At 48.9% G+C, this 20,110-nt stretch carries 24 protein-coding genes and 1 riboswitch; of the genes, 3 read left to right on the top strand and 21 right to left on the bottom strand.

Features of this window, described 5'->3' with window-relative positions; translation table 11 throughout:
• Window positions 1-28 precede the first annotated feature (28 nt).
• The 6 genes from B9A14_RS05660 to B9A14_RS05635 form a co-directional block, all read right to left on the bottom strand.
• Entirely contained in the window at window positions 29-1,027 is a 999-nt protein-coding gene (locus tag B9A14_RS05660) for a beta-ketoacyl-ACP synthase III (RefSeq protein WP_084664629.1), read from the bottom strand.
• Complete coding sequence (plsX, locus tag B9A14_RS05655; RefSeq protein WP_084664627.1) at window positions 1,015-2,034, bottom strand: phosphate acyltransferase PlsX; 1,020 nt, start codon at window positions 2,032-2,034, stop codon at window positions 1,015-1,017. Before plsX ends, B9A14_RS05660 begins: the two co-directional genes overlap by 13 nt.
• A complete protein-coding gene (fapR, locus tag B9A14_RS05650) occupies window positions 2,031-2,621 on the bottom strand; it encodes a transcription factor FapR (protein ID WP_084664625.1) in 591 nt (196 codons plus the stop codon). Before fapR ends, plsX begins: the two co-directional genes overlap by 4 nt.
• A gap of 132 nt (window positions 2,622-2,753) precedes the next feature.
• Window positions 2,754-2,939, bottom strand: a complete 186-nt coding sequence (gene rpmF / locus B9A14_RS05645; RefSeq protein ID WP_084664623.1) for a 50S ribosomal protein L32 — start codon at window positions 2,937-2,939, stop codon at window positions 2,754-2,756.
• A 3-nt stretch (window positions 2,940-2,942) separates the two neighbouring features.
• Window positions 2,943-3,482 carry a YceD family protein gene (locus tag B9A14_RS05640; protein ID WP_084664621.1) on the bottom strand — a complete coding sequence of 180 codons (540 nt, stop codon included), beginning with the start codon at window positions 3,480-3,482 and terminating at the stop codon, window positions 2,943-2,945.
• Between the two features lie 96 nt (window positions 3,483-3,578).
• On the bottom strand, window positions 3,579-4,784 hold the full coding sequence (locus B9A14_RS05635; RefSeq protein WP_084664619.1) for an acetate/propionate family kinase: 1,206 nt from the start codon (window positions 4,782-4,784) through the stop codon (window positions 3,579-3,581).
• Between the two features lie 75 nt (window positions 4,785-4,859).
• Between B9A14_RS05635 and ylbJ the strand changes: the two genes are divergently transcribed.
• Window positions 4,860-6,077 (top strand): sporulation integral membrane protein YlbJ, encoded by a 1,218-nt coding sequence (ylbJ, locus tag B9A14_RS05630; protein WP_084664618.1) that lies wholly within the window; start codon window positions 4,860-4,862, stop codon window positions 6,075-6,077.
• Here the strand turns inward: ylbJ and B9A14_RS05625 are convergent.
• From B9A14_RS05625 to B9A14_RS17930, 6 genes are all read right to left on the bottom strand, one after another.
• The gene (locus B9A14_RS05625) at window positions 6,036-6,536 is read right to left on the bottom strand and encodes an SPFH domain-containing protein (protein ID WP_084664616.1); all 501 of its coding nucleotides are present in this window, start codon (window positions 6,534-6,536) and stop codon (window positions 6,036-6,038) included. The two genes, ylbJ and B9A14_RS05625, sit on opposite strands and share 42 nt — an antisense overlap.
• 79 nt (window positions 6,537-6,615) lie before the next feature.
• On the bottom strand, window positions 6,616-7,176 hold the full coding sequence (gene rsmD / locus B9A14_RS05620; protein WP_084664614.1) for a 16S rRNA (guanine(966)-N(2))-methyltransferase RsmD: 561 nt from the start codon (window positions 7,174-7,176) through the stop codon (window positions 6,616-6,618).
• Between the two features lie 217 nt (window positions 7,177-7,393).
• Complete coding sequence (locus B9A14_RS05610) at window positions 7,394-8,434, bottom strand: molybdopterin-binding protein (protein WP_084664610.1); 1,041 nt, start codon at window positions 8,432-8,434, stop codon at window positions 7,394-7,396.
• Window positions 8,435-8,634: 200 nt separating this feature from the next.
• Complete coding sequence (locus B9A14_RS05605; protein ID WP_084664608.1) at window positions 8,635-8,865, bottom strand: ATP-binding protein; 231 nt, start codon at window positions 8,863-8,865, stop codon at window positions 8,635-8,637.
• Window positions 8,865-9,191, bottom strand: a complete 327-nt coding sequence (gene trxA / locus B9A14_RS05600) for a thioredoxin (RefSeq protein WP_084664606.1) — start codon at window positions 9,189-9,191, stop codon at window positions 8,865-8,867. The genes B9A14_RS05605 and trxA overlap by 1 nt, the downstream gene beginning before the upstream one ends.
• Before the next feature lie 27 nt (window positions 9,192-9,218).
• Window positions 9,219-9,503 (bottom strand): CC/Se motif family (seleno)protein, encoded by a 285-nt coding sequence (locus B9A14_RS17930; protein ID WP_269456760.1) that lies wholly within the window; start codon window positions 9,501-9,503, stop codon window positions 9,219-9,221.
• 165 nt (window positions 9,504-9,668) lie between these two features.
• On the opposite strand from B9A14_RS17930, the gene gpr reads away from it, so the two are divergent.
• Complete coding sequence (gene gpr, locus B9A14_RS05595; RefSeq protein ID WP_084664604.1) at window positions 9,669-10,646, top strand: GPR endopeptidase; 978 nt, start codon at window positions 9,669-9,671, stop codon at window positions 10,644-10,646.
• Window positions 10,647-10,694: 48 nt separating this feature from the next.
• Here the strand turns inward: gpr and B9A14_RS17925 are convergent, their stop codons facing one another.
• The 4 genes from B9A14_RS17925 to B9A14_RS05575 form a co-directional block, all read right to left on the bottom strand.
• Entirely contained in the window at window positions 10,695-11,054 is a 360-nt protein-coding gene (locus tag B9A14_RS17925; RefSeq protein WP_084664602.1) for an alpha/beta-type small acid-soluble spore protein, read from the bottom strand.
• Between the two features lie 124 nt (window positions 11,055-11,178).
• Window positions 11,179-11,574 (bottom strand): hypothetical protein, encoded by a 396-nt coding sequence (locus B9A14_RS05585; RefSeq protein WP_084664600.1) that lies wholly within the window; start codon window positions 11,572-11,574, stop codon window positions 11,179-11,181.
• Window positions 11,575-11,699: 125 nt separating this feature from the next.
• Window positions 11,700-13,742 carry an ATP-dependent DNA helicase RecG gene (recG, locus tag B9A14_RS05580; RefSeq protein WP_084664598.1) on the bottom strand — a complete coding sequence of 681 codons (2,043 nt, stop codon included), beginning with the start codon at window positions 13,740-13,742 and terminating at the stop codon, window positions 11,700-11,702.
• Window positions 13,743-13,805: 63 nt separating this feature from the next.
• On the bottom strand, window positions 13,806-14,054 hold the full coding sequence (locus B9A14_RS05575) for a DUF1858 domain-containing protein (RefSeq protein ID WP_084664597.1): 249 nt from the start codon (window positions 14,052-14,054) through the stop codon (window positions 13,806-13,808).
• A gap of 124 nt (window positions 14,055-14,178) precedes the next feature.
• Here B9A14_RS05575 and rpmB point away from each other — a divergent pair, with 124 nt between their 5' ends.
• Window positions 14,179-14,367: a 50S ribosomal protein L28 gene (gene rpmB, locus B9A14_RS05570; protein WP_084664595.1), complete on the top strand. Its 189-nt coding sequence runs from the start codon at window positions 14,179-14,181 to the stop codon at window positions 14,365-14,367.
• A gap of 45 nt (window positions 14,368-14,412) precedes the next feature.
• Here the strand turns inward: rpmB and ribH are convergent, their stop codons facing one another.
• The 5 genes from ribH to ribD all read right to left on the bottom strand — a co-directional run bounded on the left by ribH (window position 14,413) and on the right by ribD (window position 19,863).
• Window positions 14,413-14,889 carry a 6,7-dimethyl-8-ribityllumazine synthase gene (gene ribH / locus B9A14_RS05565; RefSeq protein ID WP_084664594.1) on the bottom strand — a complete coding sequence of 159 codons (477 nt, stop codon included), beginning with the start codon at window positions 14,887-14,889 and terminating at the stop codon, window positions 14,413-14,415.
• A gap of 385 nt (window positions 14,890-15,274) precedes the next feature.
• Complete coding sequence (locus B9A14_RS05560; protein WP_084664592.1) at window positions 15,275-16,555, bottom strand: IS110 family RNA-guided transposase; 1,281 nt, start codon at window positions 16,553-16,555, stop codon at window positions 15,275-15,277.
• 119 nt (window positions 16,556-16,674) lie between these two features.
• Entirely contained in the window at window positions 16,675-17,886 is a 1,212-nt protein-coding gene (locus tag B9A14_RS05555; protein WP_084664590.1) for a bifunctional 3,4-dihydroxy-2-butanone-4-phosphate synthase/GTP cyclohydrolase II, read from the bottom strand.
• A 68-nt stretch (window positions 17,887-17,954) separates the two neighbouring features.
• Complete coding sequence (locus B9A14_RS05550; protein WP_084664588.1) at window positions 17,955-18,620, bottom strand: riboflavin synthase; 666 nt, start codon at window positions 18,618-18,620, stop codon at window positions 17,955-17,957.
• A 133-nt stretch (window positions 18,621-18,753) separates the two neighbouring features.
• Window positions 18,754-19,863, bottom strand: coding sequence for a bifunctional diaminohydroxyphosphoribosylaminopyrimidine deaminase/5-amino-6-(5-phosphoribosylamino)uracil reductase RibD (ribD, locus tag B9A14_RS05545; RefSeq protein WP_084664586.1), 1,110 nt, complete (start codon window positions 19,861-19,863; stop codon window positions 18,754-18,756).
• A 57-nt stretch (window positions 19,864-19,920) separates the two neighbouring features.
• A riboswitch (FMN riboswitch) is annotated at window positions 19,921-20,044 on the bottom strand.
• Window positions 20,045-20,110 lie beyond the last annotated feature (66 nt).

Raw genomic sequence — 20,110 nt, 5'->3', positions numbered from 1 at the left:
CCTTCCCATTCTGGCTCCCCAAATCTTTTTAATCCATGCTCCATCTTACCACTGCCGCTCCCCAAGTAAGACCAGCACCAAAGGAAACGAGGAGTACGTTATCACCCCGGGCAAGCTTCCCTTGCTTTTGCGCCTCATCGAGGGCCACAGGTATAGAGGCGCTAGACATGTTGCCGTACCGATCGAGGTTAACATAAACCTTTTCTGGCGGTAAACCCAACCTTTTCATCCCCGCCTCTATAATGCGCATATTAGCTTGGTGGGGGATCAAAAGATCTATATCTTCCTTGGTCAGACTAGCTTGCTCAAGGGCTTTCAGGGAAGCTTCTCCCATGATCCGTACCGCGAATTTAAAAACCTCTGAGCCTTGCATGTGAATAGTATGCAATTTGCGCGTTACTGTATCTAGTGAAGCCGGTAACCTCGAACCTCCCGCCGGCATTACCAGTAATGGACCGCCGCTCCCGTCAGCTCCTAGGTAAAGGGAAAGTATCCCCTCCTCTTCGGGAACAGGCCCTAGCACTACTGCACCCGCCCCATCACCAAACAAAACACAAGTGCTCCTATCATCCCAGTTAATAATCTTGGTTAATACATCCACTCCAATGACAAGAACCTTCTGATAGGTTCCACAGGCCACGAATTGCTGGGCTACCCCTAAGGCGTATAAAAAGCCAGTACAACCGGCAGAAAGATCAAAACAAGCGGCCTTTTTAGCCCCCAGCCTATCCTGTACTAGACAGGCTGTAGCTGGGAAAAGGGTATCCGGTGTAACCGTAGCTACAATAATTAACTCGATCTCCTCTGCTCTTACCCCGGCACTCTCTAAAGCCCGCTCAGAAGCTTTTAGGCTTAAGTCAGAGGCGGCCTCCTGCTCCCTAGCCACACGGCGCTCCCGGATACCAGTTCTGGTACGTATCCACTCGTCACTAGTATCCACTATCTTTTCCAGATCTTCATTAGTCAAAACTCTTTCTGGTAAGTAGGAACCTGTACCAATAATACCAGCCCTTTTTAACCCTGCCAATCCTCCACCTTCTTTCTCTCGCTATTAATTCTTGGGAGTAGCCCCAGGCTCTCTACGAGCCTTTCCTGCACACAACGCACTGCTACTCGGATAGCGTTGTAAATAGCCCGTTCGTCGGAGCTGCCATGACATATTATGCTGATGCCTTGAACCCCTAAAAGGGGAGCCCCACCGTACTCGGCATAATCCACCTCCCGCTTAAGACGCCGTAAAGTAGGCAAAAGGAGAGCTGCCCCTAAACGGGCAGTAAAGCTCTTGTTTACTTCGCTCTGAATTTTAATAAAGAAAGCCTCGGCCAGGCCTTCTCCAAATTTAAGCAAGGCATTGCCCGTAAAGCCGTCACATACGTAGACATCGGCCACCCCACGCGGGAGATCCCGGGCTTCTACATTGCCTACAAAATTAATTTCCGCTTCTTTTAGCAATTGATAAGCTGCTAAAGTTACTTCATTCCCCTTAGCAGCTTCTGTCCCAATATTTACGAGACCCACGCGGGGTTCAGAAACACCCAAAATTTTGCTAGCATAGAGGCTTCCCATGTGGGCAAACTCATAGAGATGCTCGGGGCGGCAATCTACATTAGCCCCCGCATCTAAGAGTAGCTTGGGACCTTGAAGGGTGGGCAAAAGGGTAGCAATAGCTGGCCGTTGGATGTTCCCGCTACGGCCGAGGATAAGAAGGGCAGCCGCCATCTGGGCACCTGTACTTCCGGCGGAAACTACCGCCTGGGCACGGCCCTCCTTTACTAATCGCGTAGCAAGGGCGATGGAAGCTTCCCTTTTGCGTCGTAGGGCTAGCGCTGGGGGTTCCTCATTAGTAATGACCTGTTCAGTATGTACAACCTCTAATTTTTTAGTAGCTGGAAGAGCTTTAAGCTCTCTTTCTATAGCGCTAGCATCTCCTACCAGGATAATCTCAGCTAAACCCTCTTCGGCCGCCCTTACCGCACCCCGCACAACGGCCGCCGGCGCATGATCGCCACCCATGGCATCCACAGCTATTTTCAACTGGTTACTCCTCCTTGGTTACTCTCCACTTCGGGAGCCATGATCACAAATTGGCCTTTAAAAACTATTTCTGTGTTGACGCGTGAATGGACAGAAACCAGGAATGTACTTCCTCGCTGCACCTTGACTGTAGCCCTAGCTATTACTTTCTCCCCTTCATACACCGGACGCCGATACCGTACCCGGGCGCTGCTGGTTAAAACCATTTCCTTGCCTACCGTGGCCAGAGCTAGGGAATTAGCCTGGGCAAAAAGATAATAGCCACGGCACGCTCCCCCAGGCTTAATTAGCATCTCAGGACGTACTTCTAGCAAGGAGATACCTAACCGTCCGGGCTGGAGTTCTATCAGCTCCCCTATCAATTCCTCCTCCGTAATCCCCCGCATCCGGGTTCGTGCTTCCTGGGCTAAAGTCATCACCCGCTCCCGCACTTCTGGGATCCCTAAAGCCAAGCGGTCCAAGCGGATGGTCGGAATACTCACCTTAAACCGCGCCGCCAGTTCTTCATCGGTGGCGAAGGGATGCTCTTCTAAGTACCGGAGGAGGGCCTTTTGGCGCTCTTCCCGCCTGCTGCGTAGCCGTGGCACGGATTATCTCCGACCTTCTTTGGGACCATGTAATATTACCAGGCTATAATAAGTATAGACGGGTTGGCACTTTTATGCAAGGCCTAACAAAGCTTCCTAAAAATAAAACCGGCTCCATTGCCGGTTTAAAATCTACTCCTCAGCTACTTTAAGCACCTCTCGCCCTTTATAGTATCCACAATGAGGGCAAACCCGGTGGACAAGTTTCAGCTCGTGGCATTGCGGGCAAGGTACCAAGGTGGGAGGAGACATTTTAGCCCATGCAGAACGCCGCTTATTCTTACGGGCCTTAGAAACCCTCCTTTTCGGTACTCCCAACCTTTACGAACCTCCTTTCCTATCTTCAGATAACAATTTGGCTAATTTGGCCAGGCGCGGATCAACCTCTTCTTCCCGGCAATCGCATTGTTCTATATTTAGGTTCTTCCCGCACCGGGGGCATAACCCCCGGCACTCCTCCTGACAAACCCATTTCATAGGTAGAGCCAGGATAAAAGCCTCTTCCACTGCAGGCTTTAAGTCCAAAATATCCCCTTGATAAACGCGGACTTCATCCCGCAAGGCATCTTCCTCTGGAAGAGACTGGAATACAGCCTCGCTACAGTATTCCTCTTCTAAGGGTACCTCAAGGGGATAAATAAAGGTCTCTAAACATCGGGCACAGCGCAACTTTAAACTGGTTGAAGCCTCGCCCTTTAAATAAATAAACTTGCCTGTGTTTGTAAGTTCCCCTTCTACCTTTACCGGTGCCACCACAGGAATGCTCTCTTTACCTCCTTGAAGCTCCCTCCACGTTTCCTCAAAACTAAACCTTAATTGGTTTCCCGGTTTCATCTTAAGCTCATTTATCCCAATTTTCACTGCGGTTCACCTCGCTCATTATAACGGACACCCTTCTATACTGTCAACAGTAGGCCACAAACCTGTAGATCATCCCTCTTGTCCTCACAGGCAAGTTTACATTAACCCCTTCTCCTGTAAAACAGCCTGAGTATCCTTAGCGATCATCAATTCCTCATTAGTCGGGATAACAAAGGTCCGCACCTGTGCCCCCGGCGCTGTAATTTCCCTCTCCTCACCACGTACATTATTCTTGTCTTGGTCAATTTGGATACCTAAAAAGTCCAACCCCTGGCAAATGTCCAGGCGAACCCGTGGTGAGTTTTCCCCTAGCCCAGCCGTGAAGACCAGAACATCTAACCCCCCCAGGGCTACTATATAGGCTCCAATATACTTGCGAACACTATAAACAAACATATCCCATGCTAACCGGGCTCGCTCATTTTGGACCTCCATAGCTTCCTCAATATCGCGAAAATCGCTGCTTAAGCCAGAAACCCCCAGGACTCCTGAACGTCGGTTTAAAACCTCCTCCACCTCTTTAGTAGTCCATCCTTCCTTCTCCATAAGAAATGTTACGATGGCTGGATCGATATCCCCACAACGTGTTCCCATGACTAAGCCAGGTAAAGGTGTAAATCCCATACTGGTGTCATAAGATTTTCCGTTTTTTATGGCTGTGATACTAGATCCGTTACCCAGGTGGCAAGTAATTATTTTAAGATCCCCCCACGGTCGGCCAACCAGCTCAGCAGCCCGTTGAGCTACATACTTATGGGAGGTGCCATGGAAACCATAACGCCGGATCTGGTATTTTTGAGTAAGCTCATAGGGTAAAGCGTAAGTATAGACGTAATCTGGCATGGTCTGATGAAAAGCTGTATCAAAGCAAGCTACCTGAGGCGTGTGGGGCAATATAACCTCGCAAGCCGTAATCCCTCGCAAAGCCGGGCCGTTATGTAGGGGAGCCAGGGCTTCTAGCTCCGCAATTAAATCCTTAGTTTGGGAATCGATTAATACTGAGGCAGAAAAGGAGCCACCGTGAACCACCCTGTGACCGATTCCGCGGATCTCGCTATATTCTTTTATTACACCATGCTGGGGATGAGTTAAAGCTTCCAAGGAAAGCTTAATGGCTGCCCCGTGATCGGGTACGGGAACCTCCTTTACTATCTTTTCCTTGCCCACCGGGCGATGAGTTAAACGTGAACCAGGAAGACCTATGCGTTCTACCAATCCTTTGGCCAGGGATTTTTCCTCAGCCATATCAAAGAGTTGATATTTTACTGAGGAACTTCCACAATTGAGTACTAGTATTTTCACTTTTACCCTTTCACCCTCCTTAAGGTCTAATCCCATCTTAACGTTAGTATATTTGAAAATGAGGGGGTAGGATAATTGGCATTGGCTAAAACCCCTTCTTCTCTTATACTAAACCTTGTCACTACTGTACTTATAGTAATACTTACCGGTAGCGTCATCCTTCACCCGCGCCAGGCCTTTGAGGCCGCCCTCACCGGTCTACAAGCCTGGTGGCAGATCGTGGTGCCTGCTCTGCTGCCCTTTTTTGTACTTTCTCAGCTTTTATTGGGATTAGGTATAATACATTTTTTGGGAGTGCTTTTAGAGCCGATCATGAGGCCCCTTTTTAATATCCCTGGTGCAGCAGGTTTAGTAGTGATCATGGGTTACGCTTCAGGGGCCCCCTTGAGCGCCTCTTTGACAGCTCAGCTTAAAAACCAAGGAGTCCTTACAGCAGCAGAGGGAGAACGGTTAATCTGTTTCACAAATAACGCTAGCCCACTTTTCATGCTTGGGGCTGTAGCCGTAGGAATGTTGCAAAAACCCGAGATAGGACCCATTATTGCCGCAGCTCATTATGGAGCTAACTTATTCTTAGGTCTTATATTCCGGTTTTATCGACGCTCTGATGCCGCCTCTTCTAAAGAAACCCTGGCCTGGCGTTTTTGGCTCCGCCGGGCCTGGGAAGTCTTCTTGCGCGGGCAGCAACAAAAGTCCCCGCCTTTAGGACACCTCCTTGGGGAAGCCATCAGGCATTCCTTTCAAGCCCTCCTCACCATAGGCGGCTTTATTATAGTCTTCTCTGTATTTATCCGCATGATCCAGCTTTGGGGGTGGACAAATAACTTAAGCCTTATCCTAAAACCCCTGCTCCGCCTTTTAAACCTAGATCCCCAGGTAGCCCCGGCCCTGGTGGCTGGTTGTTTAGAGATGACCATAGGAACCAAACTAGCCAGTGAATTACCTTTACCGCTTACTACACGCCTAGCCACCATTAGCTTTATCTTGGGATGGGCTGGCCTTTCTATCCATGCCCAGGTAGCCTCCATGATAAGTTCTACGAACTTGCGCCTCTGGCCCTTTATATTGGCCCGCTTTTTCCACGCCGTTTTAGCTTCCCAGCTAGTCCTATTTTTCTATGGCCCAGCAGAACCCGTAATTAAGCTCCTGGAACGGCCTTTCTCACCACCTCCATCCTCCTGGCCAACTCTATGGGTTTACTATATTAGCTTCGGGTTATGGAATTTCTTTATCTTTACTTTCCTGGCTTTCTTAAGCCTTGGGGTCTGGTCCTTGATCATCCGGAGACGCTGATGGAGAAGAGCTGGGACGATAAGCCTCTAGTTCCTGTCGTCCCTGCTTTATATTGGATAGAATTTCCGAAAGATAGTTTTCTAGCTCCCGTAAGACTTCGTCAGCATAAGCTACAGCCCTGGTCTTAATCTCTGCGGCCAACCGGCGTGCCCTGCTTGTTATCTCCCCGGCTTCTACCCTGGCTTGTTTTACCAACTCCGTCTCTTGGACTAGCGATTGAGCTTTTTGCTCCGCTTCAGCCAGAAGCTCCTTGGCTTGCTGCTGGGCTTCGGCAAGCAGGCGCTCCCTTTCTTGCTGTATCCATTGGGCCTGTCTCAGCTCATCTGGAAGCAGGGTCCGTAACCGGTCTAAGTAATCGAGCAGCAAACTCCCCTCAACTAAAATCCGCTCAGTAAACGGGATCCTGGGCGACTTCTCCACTATCTTTTCTAGTTCATCTATAAGCTCTATAATCTTCACCCTAAAGTTACCCCCATTCGCCCTTCTTGCGCTAGCCTACCATAACCTACCATAACATTTAGTCTCCTTTGTCTATTCTTCACCCTTCTCCCCTTTCCTCTACTACCTTCCGGTAAAAACGCAATGCAGAATCCCCATAGCGGCGCTCGTCTACTAAAGCCGCGCCTGGGATCTCTGGTGGGACTTCCCGGCTCCTACTTTCTAAGATTAGCCACCCATCTGGAGAAAGTAGCTCCCCCAAAATAGGTACCACCTTCTCCGCTAACCCCTTCTCGTAGGGTGGATCCAGGAAAATAATATCGAACCTATAACCCTGTTCCAACAGCCTCTGTCCAGCTCGTAAAGCATCTTGACCAATAACCTCTGCCCGGTCAGTAAAACCTGTGAGTATTAGATTTTCCCGGAGGGCTTTTAAAGCCAAGGGATGGTTTTCAATAAAAGTAGCTCCCCTTGCCCCGCGGCTTAAAGCTTCAAGACCCACCCCGCCTGCACCTGCAAAAACATCCAAAAAGCTTTTTCCCTCTACTTGTACAATGTTAAAAAGGGCTTCTCGTACGCGTGCAGAAGTAGGCCTGATATTAGAGCCACGAGGTACTTTAAGTTGCCTTCCCCGGGCTATCCCGCCTATAATGCGTAACATTAGGATACCCCCGGGCTATTATATCACAAAAAAATTTCTCCTTCCCATGTATAGAACAGGCTTCCATTTCCCATAATATAGCCAGAAGAGCTTAGGGTTACCTAACAACCCTCCCCCATGAGCTCTTCCTCCGGTTTCTCCTCTCCCACGCCGCCGGTGCCCGTCGGCGGCGAAAACTACCGCTCCTCGCTGGGGAGCGGATTTTTTTATATTTTTATTAAGATAACCCACCCTTCCCGAAGGGACAAACCGGATAGCGGCATTCCTGGCAGCCAAGACAAAGCCCACCCGCAGCGAGATCCGCTATGTCTGCTTGAGTGAGCCGTTCTCCAGCTAAAATACGGGGCAAGACTAAATCAAAAATAGTAGCCCGGTAATACATGACACAGGCAGGCAAACCCATTAAAGGGACACTTTCAAGGTAGGCCAGCATAAACATAGCCCCAGGCAATACAGGTGCACCATAGGCAATTACTTCAGCCCCTGTTAAACGTATACCTAGCGGGGTTACATCATCAGGGTCTACTGACATCCCACCAGTAATGAGTATGAGTTCAAGTCCCCGGTCCACCATCTCTCTAATAGCTTGGCTTATAATTACAGCATCATCCGGTACTATTTTCTCCTCTTCTACTTGGCACCCGTATTGGACAATTTTAGCCTTGACTACTGGCCCAAAGGCATCCTTTATCCGGCCCTTATATACTTCGTTTCCCGTAGTAACCACACCTACCCGGAGGCGTCGATAAGGAGCTATCTTTAAAATCCCCCCTGCTGCCCGACAAATATCTTCAGCCCTGGCCACATATTCCTCCTTCGTGACCAAAGGGATAACCCGGGTACCTGCTACCACTTGTCCTCCTTGAACAGGATAATTGTTATGCAAGGTAGCTAAAATGACATCGGGAATCTGGTTAATCGCCTTAAGGGCTGAGAGATTGACCTTAAGAAGCCCAGGATACTCAGCAACTACATTGACCCGGCCTTCAGAAGGTTCCCCTATCTTAAGCCCTGTATTCTCCCACCCCACAGCTGCCCTAGCTAATCTTAAGGCTGCTTCATCTTCGTGCACGTCTTGGGGGCTAAGTTCCAGTACGTAGATATGCTCTTTACCCATATTCAATAGTTCTGGAATATCTTCTTCCTGAATAATATGCCCTTTTTTAAAGCGGCACCCTTTAAACTCACCAGGCACTATTTTAGTTAGATCATGGGCTAAAACATACCCTATACTATCCTCTACCTTAATCTTTTTCAAAGTCACCCCTCCCTTTTATTACAACATTTCGACACAATCTAAAAGATGCCTTCTCCAATTAAGTAAAATTTATCACTCGGGAAAACAGCTTTAACCAAAAAAGCAGAGCCACCGGAATTCCCGGTAGCTCCGCTCTCCCTTCACCCGTAACCACGAGGAGCTAGCTGGTCTCCCACTAATTGCCTACTACTGTTCTAGACCTAAAGCAAAGTAATAGCCTTTAGATTACAGAAAGAGATGCATCGGCCACAGCCACGGCATTCAGGACCTACAAAATAAGGTCCCTCATCCCCTTCCCGGAAAATGGCCCCCGCAGGACAATTGTCCCGTGGAGGACAATCTGAGGCACCATCACACCGGGAAGCATCTATATATGCTTGCCGTCTTTGCATCTTCTCTTCCTCCGCAATCCTCTCGGTACTCTCTCCCATTAAAGGAGGGAATCCAGGCTCTGTTTTAACTTCTCCTTAGGCATGTACCCTATCAAACGACCTATTTCCTCGCCATCCTTAAAGATAACTAGGGTAGGGATACTCATAATCCCATACTGGGCCGCGAGTTCCTGGTTTTCATCTACATTTAATTTTACAAACTTGATACGTCCACCGTATTCAGCAGCCACCTGCTCTAAGACAGGAGCCATCATCCGGCATGGACCACACCAAGCGGCCCAGAAATCCACTACTACAGGTATAGGAGCTGTAAGAACCTCCGCTTCAAAATCCCCTTGATCTACATTAATAACCTGCCCAGCCATGATGTCACCTCCTAAGTCTAAAATTCACTAGTGCAGGGAAATCCCATCCACTACTAGTTGTTTAAAGGGGCCAAATCCTATAAGATCTATATCGAGCCCTCGATTGGTAGCTTTTATCCCTTTTTGAATATAAACCTGTAATCCATCTACCTGATGTACTAGGTAACCGCTGGGATCACGGGGAGGTCCTGCTAACACGGCAGGTCTAACAGTAAGCCCAGCTCAACTACCACACATTTCCAAGCGAATAGTTATAGCATTTGTTTTCCCTTTGATGTATTCCTCCGCCTTGGGGGAAATTCTTATTTCCACTTTTTCATCCCTCCTTTTGTGCAGGATTATACTATAGCCCTTTTTCGCTGTCAATATTAGCACCTACTAAATTTATTCAACACCTGGGGAGAAATTCCCTGCCCATGCATATTTTTTTTAGTTCTGGATAACCTATTGCAGGAAATCCAAGGAGGAAAATAGCCCGTGGACCGTTACCAGTTCTATCGCGCTTGTGGCGTAAACCTAGATTTAGCGGTAGAAGCCCACGCTCTCTTACGTGGTGCCACTAAGCAGGAAATCCCAGGGGTCAAAGAAGACAAAGAACATTATCCCCAGGCAACCGTCACAACCATTCATATTTTTAGTGCCACAGGAGCGCAGGCTCTAGGAAAGCCCCCGGGTACATATATTACCATAGAAGCCCCAGGTTTACTTACGGCCAACCCTCCGGTACAGGAAGCTGTGGCTCAACTGCTCGCCCAAAAATTAACCGCTCTTCTTCAGCACCTCCGGGTAGGGCCGACAGATCCGGTATTGGTGGTAGGTCTTGGTAATTGGCAAGCTACGCCAGACTCCTTGGGCCCTAAGGTTATCGGCGAATTTACCGTTACTCGACACCTGTTCCAATATGCACCCCAAACCCTGCCTCCCGGTAGTAGGCCAGTAAGCGCCCTTTCCCCTGGCGTTCTGGGTACCACGGGGATTGAGACAGCAGAAATCATCCGGGGTGTGGTAGACCGTACCCAACCGAGGGCTATTATAGCCATTGATGCCTTGGCAGCTGGGGACCTGCGCCGTATCGGGACTAGTATCCAAATTACAGATACCGGTATCAGTCCAGGTTCAGGAGTAGGTAAACAGCGCACAGCCATAAACCGCGAGACTATGGGTATACCTGTAATCGCGGTGGGCATACCTACGGTGGTCCACGCCGCAGTAATCATATATGAAACACTAGCTAAAACAGGCCAAGGTATCGAGCGCAGCCCTTGGGTACAAAACCCAAACTGGGCTCAAGGGCTGGTCCAGGAAATATTAAAGCCCTTCGGCGGTAATTTAACAGTTACCCCGAAGGAGATCGACGAACTAATCCATAACCTGGCCTGGGTGGTGGGAGCTGCCCTGAATCAAACCTTGCATACCACCTTGCTGCAAACCAAAATGGCTATTCCCTTACATTGAAAAAAGGCGGGCGCAGGGCCCGCCTGGACCAGGAGGGAGAAAGAGGGTTTAGACCATGCCGGTAGACTGGGCGTTGTACTGCTGAGCATTGATGTTTAATTTCTGTCCACCGGTGGTAAAAGCGGGGTTGGGGCCGCTAATCCGCCCGGTTACCTGCTCAGCAGCGCCCAGCTCAACATCGCCACCAAGGCCGCCAGCGGCAGTCCCGGTAAGCGTTTGCTCATAGGCGGCGATCATCTTCTTAACCATCAACCCCCCAACCGAACCGTTTACCTTGGAGGGTAGATCGCCGAGGTAACCGCTGTAGTTAGAGATCCCCAGCTCACTGGCCACTTCCTGCTTGAATTTCTCCATCTGGGCCCGAGCTTGTGGGATCAAGAGGCGGTTGGTCCTACCTCCACGAGGCATCTATTTCACCTCCTTAACCCTTGGTCTAGTTCTAGTATGCTTCGTGGGGACCCTTTTATGCTTAAACTCAGCTAGTATTATTTGGTCAGCAAAAATTTTTATTACAATACTAAAAAAATAAAAATTATAACCGGCCGCCGTACTGGGTAATAATTTTATTGGCCTCCTCCACCCGTTGTTGAGGAACTACAACAGTAACTAAAAACCCCTCATTTCCGGCTACTCCATAATTAGTTAGACCCACTCCGCTCACTGAGGGGTCTGCCCCTAGAAGGGCGCGGGTGTCTGTTTTTACCTGGGGGTTAATATCTGCACTGTATAAAGTCAAACCTGTAATGGTGTTAGCCTGGTTGGCTAGGGGGTTGTTGTAGCGATCGTTAAAGCGCACTCCAAACCGGCCTACCCTATCAAGCTGAGCCGTCCGAAACCCAGCACGCCTCAACGCTAATACAGCTTCGTGGGCGGAGTTGCTACTGGAAAAATAAGCTAACAAGGCCTGTTCTCCTTCCTCTACTTTCATTGTTTTACGCCCCCTTCTTTAAATTTATAAACGCTTGTCTATATACACTAACTTTTTGTACCTACACTACTTTTGGGGGTTATCGATGCCCTTTAATTTAGTTTATCTAAAGTAAAGAAAAAAATTCACAACTTAAGTTGCTGGATCTTGCTTTCAGCTAACGCTTTTAAGACGGCGAATTCGGGCTGGTCAAGGTATCCAGAAGAGATAAGGAAGTGGGCATCCTTTCTTGCTTGCTCTAATACCTTAAGATCGCGGGGAAATTCAGCTAAGCGAAATTCCGGCCATCCATGTTGGCGGGTACCAAATAATTCCCCTGGTCCGCGGAGCTTAAGATCAGCTTCGGCGATGGCAAACCCATCGTGGTTTTCTACCAATACCTTAAGCCTGCGCTTCGCCTCAACATCATTATTCCTTGTAACTAAAAAGCAATAAGCCTGGTAGTAGCTCCGGGCTACCCGACCTCGGAGCTGATGTAACTGGGCTAGCCCATAGCGTTCAGCACCTTCGATCATCATTACTGTAGCATTGGGTATATCTACTCCTACTTCAATAACTGTAGTCGAAACCAAAATTTGGATTTCGCCTTGACGAAAACGCTCCATAATTTCTTCCTTCTCGGCGGGCCGCATTCGGCCATGAAGGAGACCTATTCTAAATCCCGGAAATACTTTTGTCTGCAATTCTTGAGCCTTAGCGGTAGCGGCCGCGGCTTCCAAAACTTCACTTTCCTCAATCAAAGGACAGACAATATAAGCCTGCCGACCAGCTAAAACCTCCCGGGCGATCAATCGGTAGGCCTGCTGCCGCTGGCTTTCGCTTAAAACATAGGTTAGCACAGGTTTTCTCCCTGGTGGTAACTCATCAAGCAGAGACACATCCAGGTCGCCGTACGCTACTAAGGCTAAAGTTCGAGGAATAGGAGTAGCAGTCATCACCAGAAGATCGGGAAGGAAGCCTTTAGAGGAAAGCTCCGCCCGCTGGCGCACACCAAAGCGGTGCTGTTCATCGATGACAGCAAGGCCTAAAGCTTTAAAGTTTACATCCTGTTGTATCAAGGCATGGGTTCCAATAATTATAGAGATATAACCGTCTTCTAGGCCAAGCAAAATTTTCTCTCTATCTTTGCGGCTAGTGCTTCCAGTAAGTAAAGCTATAGGTAAGCTTAAAGGGGCTAACAGCCGTTTAAAAGTCAAGAAGTGCTGTTCAGCCAGCACTTCCGTAGGTACCATAAGGGCTCCTTGCCAGCCACCAGCGGCCGCCTTAAGTAAGGCCGCAGCAGCTACAATAGTCTTGCCCGACCCCACATCTCCTTGCAGGAGCCTGGCCATAGGACGGGGGGCTTCCATATCAGCGAATATCTCTTGGATAACCCTTTCCTGGGCTTTGGTTAAAGAAAAAGGCAAACTACGTAAAAACCTTTCCACTAAAGTATTATCTCGGCTATGGGCAATACCTGGGGCAACCATCCTCCGCTTATGATTATGTAAGGCTAAAGCTAGTTCCCATATCAATAACTCCTCATAAATTAATCTTCTTCTTGCCTGACGCAGAGCTTCTTCATCGGCGGGGAAGTGGATATCCTTTAAAGCTTTGGATAAGGGTACCAGGCGATATCTTTCCCGCCATTTTAAGGGTAACGTTTCCTCCACAAAGGGAAGAGATTCACTGAGGGCTTGAAAAACCACCTTCCGAAACCACTGCTGCGTTAGCCCTGCTGTGGAAGGATAAAAAGGGACTAGATATCCTGTGTTTAGGCTTGAACCTTCACTATCCCCTAGTTCATATTCCTCCACTTGGATTTCCGGAAAAATAGAACGGCGGCTAACTTTCCCGGTAAGGAGGACCAGGCTCCCTGGAGGCAACCGGCGCTTAATGTAAGGTTGGTTAAACCAAAGGGCATAACCCCTATGGTGACCGTCAGAAACTTCAGCCCGTACCAGCACGAGATTAGGTCGTAGTTCCCTCTGTTCCCAACTCACTACCATAACCCTTACTGTAACAGTTTCACCAGGAACCAATTGGTTTAAAGGCTTAAGCTGCCTTCGATCCTCATAACGCCGGGGAAAGTGGTAAAGAAGGTCCCTAGTGGTATGAATACCAAGGTGTGAAAGTTTTATTGCTTTTTTATGGCCCACATACTTAACTTGAGCTATCGGCCTATTCATAAGCTATTCTAGGCTTTTTTGTTCCCCCTTTTTACCCCTCTCCCTTTAATTTTTGTCTTTAGCTTAGCCTTTCTGTATAGCCTTATTGAGGTCAGCTAGTAACTCCTCTAGGTCTATCCCATGCATCCGGGCTCCAGTTTCGATGGTTTCGGCCATAGCGCCCATACACTCTAGACACCCCATACCATGGCGGATAAAAATGGAGCGCACCTCTGGATAAGCTTGTAAAACTTCCAAGATGGAAAGATCTTTAGTAATTTTAAAAGGTATAACCTCTGCTTTTTGTTCCTGTAACTTTTTGGTCTCCTTCATTGCCCTACACCCCTTTTGCCCCGAGGTAAATACTATCTTCGACACTTTCCCTCCCCTCTCCTTGCGTTAAGGAAAGAACTTTGGTAAAATAAGCGGCGTGATACCTTAAAGCGAGGTGGATTTTATGGCTGTCTGCGCTATCTGTGGCAAGAAAGCTGGTACCGGACACCAGGTTAGTCACTCTAACATCAAAACCAAAAGAAAGTGGTTTCCTAATCTACAGCGCGTAAGGGCGGTCATTAATGGCACTTGCCGCCGTATTTATGTATGTACCCGCTGCCTGCGTTCAGGCAAGGTCCAACGGGCGGTATAAGTGTTAAAAAGGCGGGGATAGAGGGTAAAAAACTAATTTTTTATTTCAGCTTCTCGGCTCGCCATCTAGCTGCTTTAAGAGATTAGCCATTTCTATAGCAGCCATGGCAGCCTCAAATCCTTTATTTCCCGCCTTAGTTCCCGCCCGTTCAATGGCTTGCTCTAGATTATCCGCTGTAATAAGCCCATAAATAATAGGAATACCAGTGGCCAGACTAACCTGGGCGATTCCTTTAGTGACTTCAGCCGCTACGTATTCAAAATGAGGTGTAGCTCCCCGAATAACAGCTCCTAGGCAGATAACAGCATCATACCCCCGCTGGGCCAACCTCTGGGCGACAAGAGGAATCTCAAAGGCTCCTGGTACCCAAGCCACATGTATGCCTTCCGGTTCAGCACCATGCCGTTCTAGCGCATCCAGAGCACCAGCCAGCAAACGGCTAGTGATAAACTCGTTAAAGCGGCTCACCACTATACCAAACCTTAAACCTTGAGCAGTAAGTTTCCCTTGAAAAGTGTGCATAAGAATCATTACCCCTCCCTTTTAAACCGAGTCTATTTAATTATGCTTTTCCCCTATTGTCTCTCCTATCTCAATTTTTTGCTTAAATCTCCCTCTATCTCTCGCTCTCTTAGATTTTCAAGTTTTTCATCCTCCATCTAAGAAACGAGAGAGAAGGGTTAAAAATTACCATGGGTATTTTTGAGTATTTTTTATCCTAAGGTTTTGGGTGGACCCTCACCTTAAAATTCGCCCCCAGGCTACCCTATCATTTCTCGCAGGGTCTTGCCCTTTCATTCCTTCGTCCTGCCTTAAGGGGGCGGGTGGGGCCTGCCTTTACTTAATTACAGGGTCTATGCCCTTATGGAGGGATTTGGCTTCCCCCACCCAAAACCTCCCTAGCTCTTTAAGCTACTTTCTTTAGTTGTTCTTCCCGGTATTTCCCTAATACTTTGCTGGCATCATATTCCTTCTTCTGGGTAATAAGGGTAAACATCACCCGCACTAGCTTTAAAGCCACAGCTACTAGAGCCTGCTTCCTCGTTAAAGGATTTTCCGGCCTCTTTAAGAAATAATGATATAGCGCTTTAAATTCTTTGTTCTTAGCCACTAGAATAAGGCTCGCCTGGTAAAGTAGATTCCTTAGCCCCGGCCGACCCCTCTTGGATATGGTGGTCTTGGCCTTCTGTTTCTTCCCCGATTTCTGGGCCGTTAGGTTATAACCAGCTAGTTTCCGTATCTGTCTCCAGTGCTGGTATTTCGCTGGGTCACCTATCTCCCCTAAAAAGCCTGCCGCTGTTACTACCCCTACCCCAGGAATGCTTAAAAGATAATTCGCTAAACCTGTCTCCTCTAGGTATCGCCCCATGGCTTCCTCTGTCTTCCTTATTTGACCTTGGTAAAACTCGATTTCTTCCAAGCAGGCTTGAAGTTTGACTTTAGCCCCTTCTAGCCCTTCTTTAACACCTATGCTCTTTTCTGCTGCTTGCCTTAGAGCAAGAGCCCTCTTTATCCCTACTCTACTGTTCGAGGCCTGTTTTAGCCCTTCTTCTAGTTCTTCTAACTTTAGGCTTAATATGTCCTTAGGAAAGGGACAGTTCCTTAAGACCCACTGGGCTGCCTTGCCTAAAAGACTCTTAAATACTTCCATTAGCTCGGGAAAATATTCATCTACTATGGCTTTAAGCTGGCAGAGGGCAGCGTTAAGTTTTTTGTGTTCCTGCTGCCGGGTAATATAAAGGGTCCTCAGTTCTGCATATATCCCTTCCGGTAAGATGCAGTGCAAGAATTTGCCCTCTTTTACCAGTTGGGCTATAAGGCCTGCATCCTTGCGGTCGTTCTTGTCTTGGCTATTGTCTTCCATCTCTTTGCTGTTTTTAACGTGATAAGGATTTACAATTACTACAGTGTAACCTGCCTCTTTTAGGAAATAGGCTAGAGGTTTCCAGTAGTGTCCTGTGGGTTCCATGCCTATAATGATACGTTCCGCCTTCTCTTTCTCCTTGGCTTCGCTTATTTTCCCTAGTAGACGGCAGAAACCTTCTCTGCTATTATGAAAGTAGAACGGTTTTACTACGTCGATACCCATGCTGTTATATATCCGGGCGTAATGGTTTTTCTTAGCTACATCCACTCCCACGATCAGCACGTTGCCATAAACTAAGGCTTTCTTTTCGGCCTTTTGCATCGCTTGCTCGCCTCCTGGTATCTGAGGTTTTGTCGTTCAATTCCTTTCTACCAGGAGGCTTTCTTATTGGCAACGGCTATCCTAAATCATTACAGGAATGCTCAAATTATCCTGCCTTTTTATCCTATCTTTAACCAATGCCCCAGCTTCTCTTTCTTGACCTGAAGATAGCGGCGGTTAATACCGTTGGGCTTAATCTCGAGGGGTACTCTCTCCACTACCCGGAGACCATAGCCTTCCAAGCCGGCTATCTTGCGGGGATTATTGGTTAAGAGTCTTAACTCCCGGATCCCTAAGTCCGCTAAAATTTGGGCTCCAATCCCATAATCTCTAAGATCAGCAGGAAAACCCAAGGCCTCATTAGCTTCTACCGTATCTTTCCCTTCCTCCTGTAATTTATAGGCTCTAATTTTATTTAGAAGTCCTATCCCCCTTCCTTCCTGGCGCATGTATAGAAGTACACCGCGCCCTTCAGCCTCAATTAGGCGCAAAGCCCGTTCTAACTGTTCCCCGCAGTCACACCGGTAGGAACCGAAGACGTCTCCAGTTAAGCATTCGGAATGAACCCTAACAAGCACTGGACGGCCGTCATCCACCGTACCTTTCACTAGGGCCAAATGGCCTTGCTTCTCGAGAATATCCTCATAAGCTATGGCCCGAAAGCTTCCATACCGTGTAGGTAGCTGGGCTTCCGCCACTCGTCGTATGAGCTTTTCTGTCCTCCGGCGGTACTGGATAAGATCTGCAATGGTGATGATTTTAAGGTTATGACGCCGGCAAAATTCCATTAGCTGCGGTACGCGGGCCATGGTACCGTCGTCATTCATAATCTCGCAGATCACGCCTGCAGGATACAGCCCTGCCAAGCGGGCCAGATCTACAGCGGCCTCAGTATGCCCTGCGCGCTTAAGCACGCCACCCTCTTTGGCCCGGATAGGAAATACATGCCCGGGCCGGCGCAGATCGCTCGGTTTAGTATTAGGATCCAGTATTTTCTTTATGGTCAGAGCCCGTTCATAAGCAGAAATGCCGGTGGTCACCTCTGCTGCATCCACAGAAACCGTAAAGGCTGTACCCTGGGCCTCTGTATTTTCAGTGACCATTGGGCCCAATTCTAACTCGTCCAAGCGCTGCCCATTTATGGGCATGCATATAAGGCCACGGCCGTATGTGGCCATAAAATTTATAATCTCAGGAGTGACCTTTTCCGCTGCCGCAACTAGATCCCCCTCGTTCTCCCTATCCGGGTCATCTACTACCACAACCATTTTGCCAGCTCGTATATCTTCCAAAGCCTCTTCAATAGTATTAAAACGGAATTCCTCGCTCAATTTTCCCACCTCCTTAAGCACCAAGGTGCCCAGCCGGTATCTTTCTAGCTCTCTTAAACAAAAGCCTTTTAAACGAATCCATGCTCGGCAAGAAACTCCCAGGTCAGCCCCGCTCCATTGCTTTGTCCTGTTTTTCCGTACAGTCCTTCCAGGCCACAAAGTCCTTCTAAATACCGAGCTATCAAATCCACCTCAATGTTTACCTCCTCCCCCACTCCCTTGAAACCTAAGACCGTGGCCTGTAGGGTATGTGGGATTAGCCCCACTTTGAAGGTAGAGTCTCGCCGTTCGATAACAGTTAAACTGGTACCATCCAGTGCTATGGAACCTTTAGGAACTACATAGCGCCGGAGGTGCTCGGGCAGGCTCACGGTTATCTCTTGAGCCTGACCCACAGACTTCCGGTCAAGTATACGCCCCACACCATCCACATGACCGCTGACCAGGTGCCCTCCTAGGCGGTCTCCCCAGCGCAGAGCCCTTTCTAGGTTGACGCCTTCCCCCACCTTTAATCGCCCCAGATTGGTCACCCTAAGGGTCTCCTCCATGACCTCGGCTACAAAAGCCCCTCTTTTAAGTTCTACCACTGTAAGGCAGGCTCCGTTTACAGCTATGCTGTCCCCTACCTTGGTACCTTCCAGGACCTTTTGAGCTTGTATGACAAGGCGCGCTCCCAAGCCGTAAAGCTCTACCTCCTTTACCCTTCCGATCTCTTCAATTATACCGGTAAACACAAGCCTCTAGCCCTCCCTATTAAAAAACCCTTAAAGCAGCCTCCCCTGCTCCTTAAGCTCCATATTCCTATCGAGCGCGAATTCATCTACCAAAATCCATTGAACTGCCGCCTACTCCTGTAGCCCCATACTCCTATCGAGACCCTTTCTTAACCAAGCCGGTTATCATTATATCGGCGCCTGAAGGATGAACCTCTACTTGTTCCAATTCCCAAGCCTCATATGGCTGGCTTACGCCCATACCTCCCACCGGTCCCGGCGCTTCCCTCCCCCCAAAGATCTTGGGGGCGATAAAGGCTATCACCCTATCCACTACACCATTGGCTAGGGCCGAAGCGTTGACTTCTGCCCCTCCCTCTATGAGAACGCTCATTATCTCGCGCTCACCTAAAGTTTTAAGTAAGGCCGGCCAGGAAACCCGGCCCTCTTCCGAGGGGAGAACAAGCACTTCTACTCCTAATTTTTCCAGCTCCTTCCGCTTCTCTACCGGAGCCTTATCGGTGGTGGCTACCCAGGTGGGGGCACTAGAAGCAGGGTTAATAACTTTAGCTTCCAGCGGCAACCGCAAACGACTATCCAGGATGATCCTTACGGCATCCCGGCCCCCTGGTAATCGGGTAGTAAGCAAAGGATCATCAGCCAGGACCGTCCCTATGCCTACCAAAACAGCATCGTGGGTATTCCTTAACTCGTGAACCTTCTGGCGGGAGGCCTCACAGCTTATCCACCGCGAAGCCCCAGTACGAGTGGCTATCTTCCCGTCAAGGGTCATGGCTACCTTCATGGTTACCCAGGGCAAACCAGTGGTAATGTATTTACTAAAGGCTTCATTCAATCGCTGGGCCTCCTGGGCCAGGACCCCCACCTCTACCTCTATCCCTGCTTCTTTAAGCTCTCTTATACCCTTTCCCGCCACCTTAGGATTGGGGTCAGGCATGGCTATAACCACCCTACGGATACCAGAAGCTTTAATAGCTTCGGTACAGGGAGGTGTTCGACCATAATGACAACACGGCTCCAAAGTGACATATAAAGTTGCGCCCTGGGCCAGATCCCCGGCTGCCCGCAGAGCATGAATCTCCGCGTGAGGGGTGCCTGCCTTTTGGTGATAACCCTCCCCCACTATTTTCTGGTCCCGGACCACAACAGCTCCGACTGCTGGGTTGGGGCTGGTCCTCCCTAGCCCCAGCCGGGCCAACTCCAGCGCTTTCTCCATGAAGAACTTATCCCGAGCTTCCCCCATAAAAAATAAAACCCCGCTCCGCTCCTCGGGGTAGGACAGGATAGACTGAAGTATCTTTGACGCCTTCTCCCATCCAGACTTTCACTGTCGGCCCCGGAATTCCACCGGGTCAACTGCTTTAAAAAGCAGCTCGCGGGCTTTCACCGCCGGTCAGGAATTTCACCTAACCCCGAAGACGTCAGTATGAATTATAGCACCCCTTAACTTAAACCGTCAAGGGAAATGGGAGCTCAACGCAGTTCGACAA

The sequence above is a fragment of the Thermanaeromonas toyohensis ToBE genome, assembly GCF_900176005.1.
Taxonomy (GTDB): Bacteria; Bacillota; DSM-521; order Neomoorellales; family Neomoorellaceae; genus Thermanaeromonas; species Thermanaeromonas toyohensis.
This window is presented reverse-complemented; position numbering and strand designations above follow the sequence as displayed.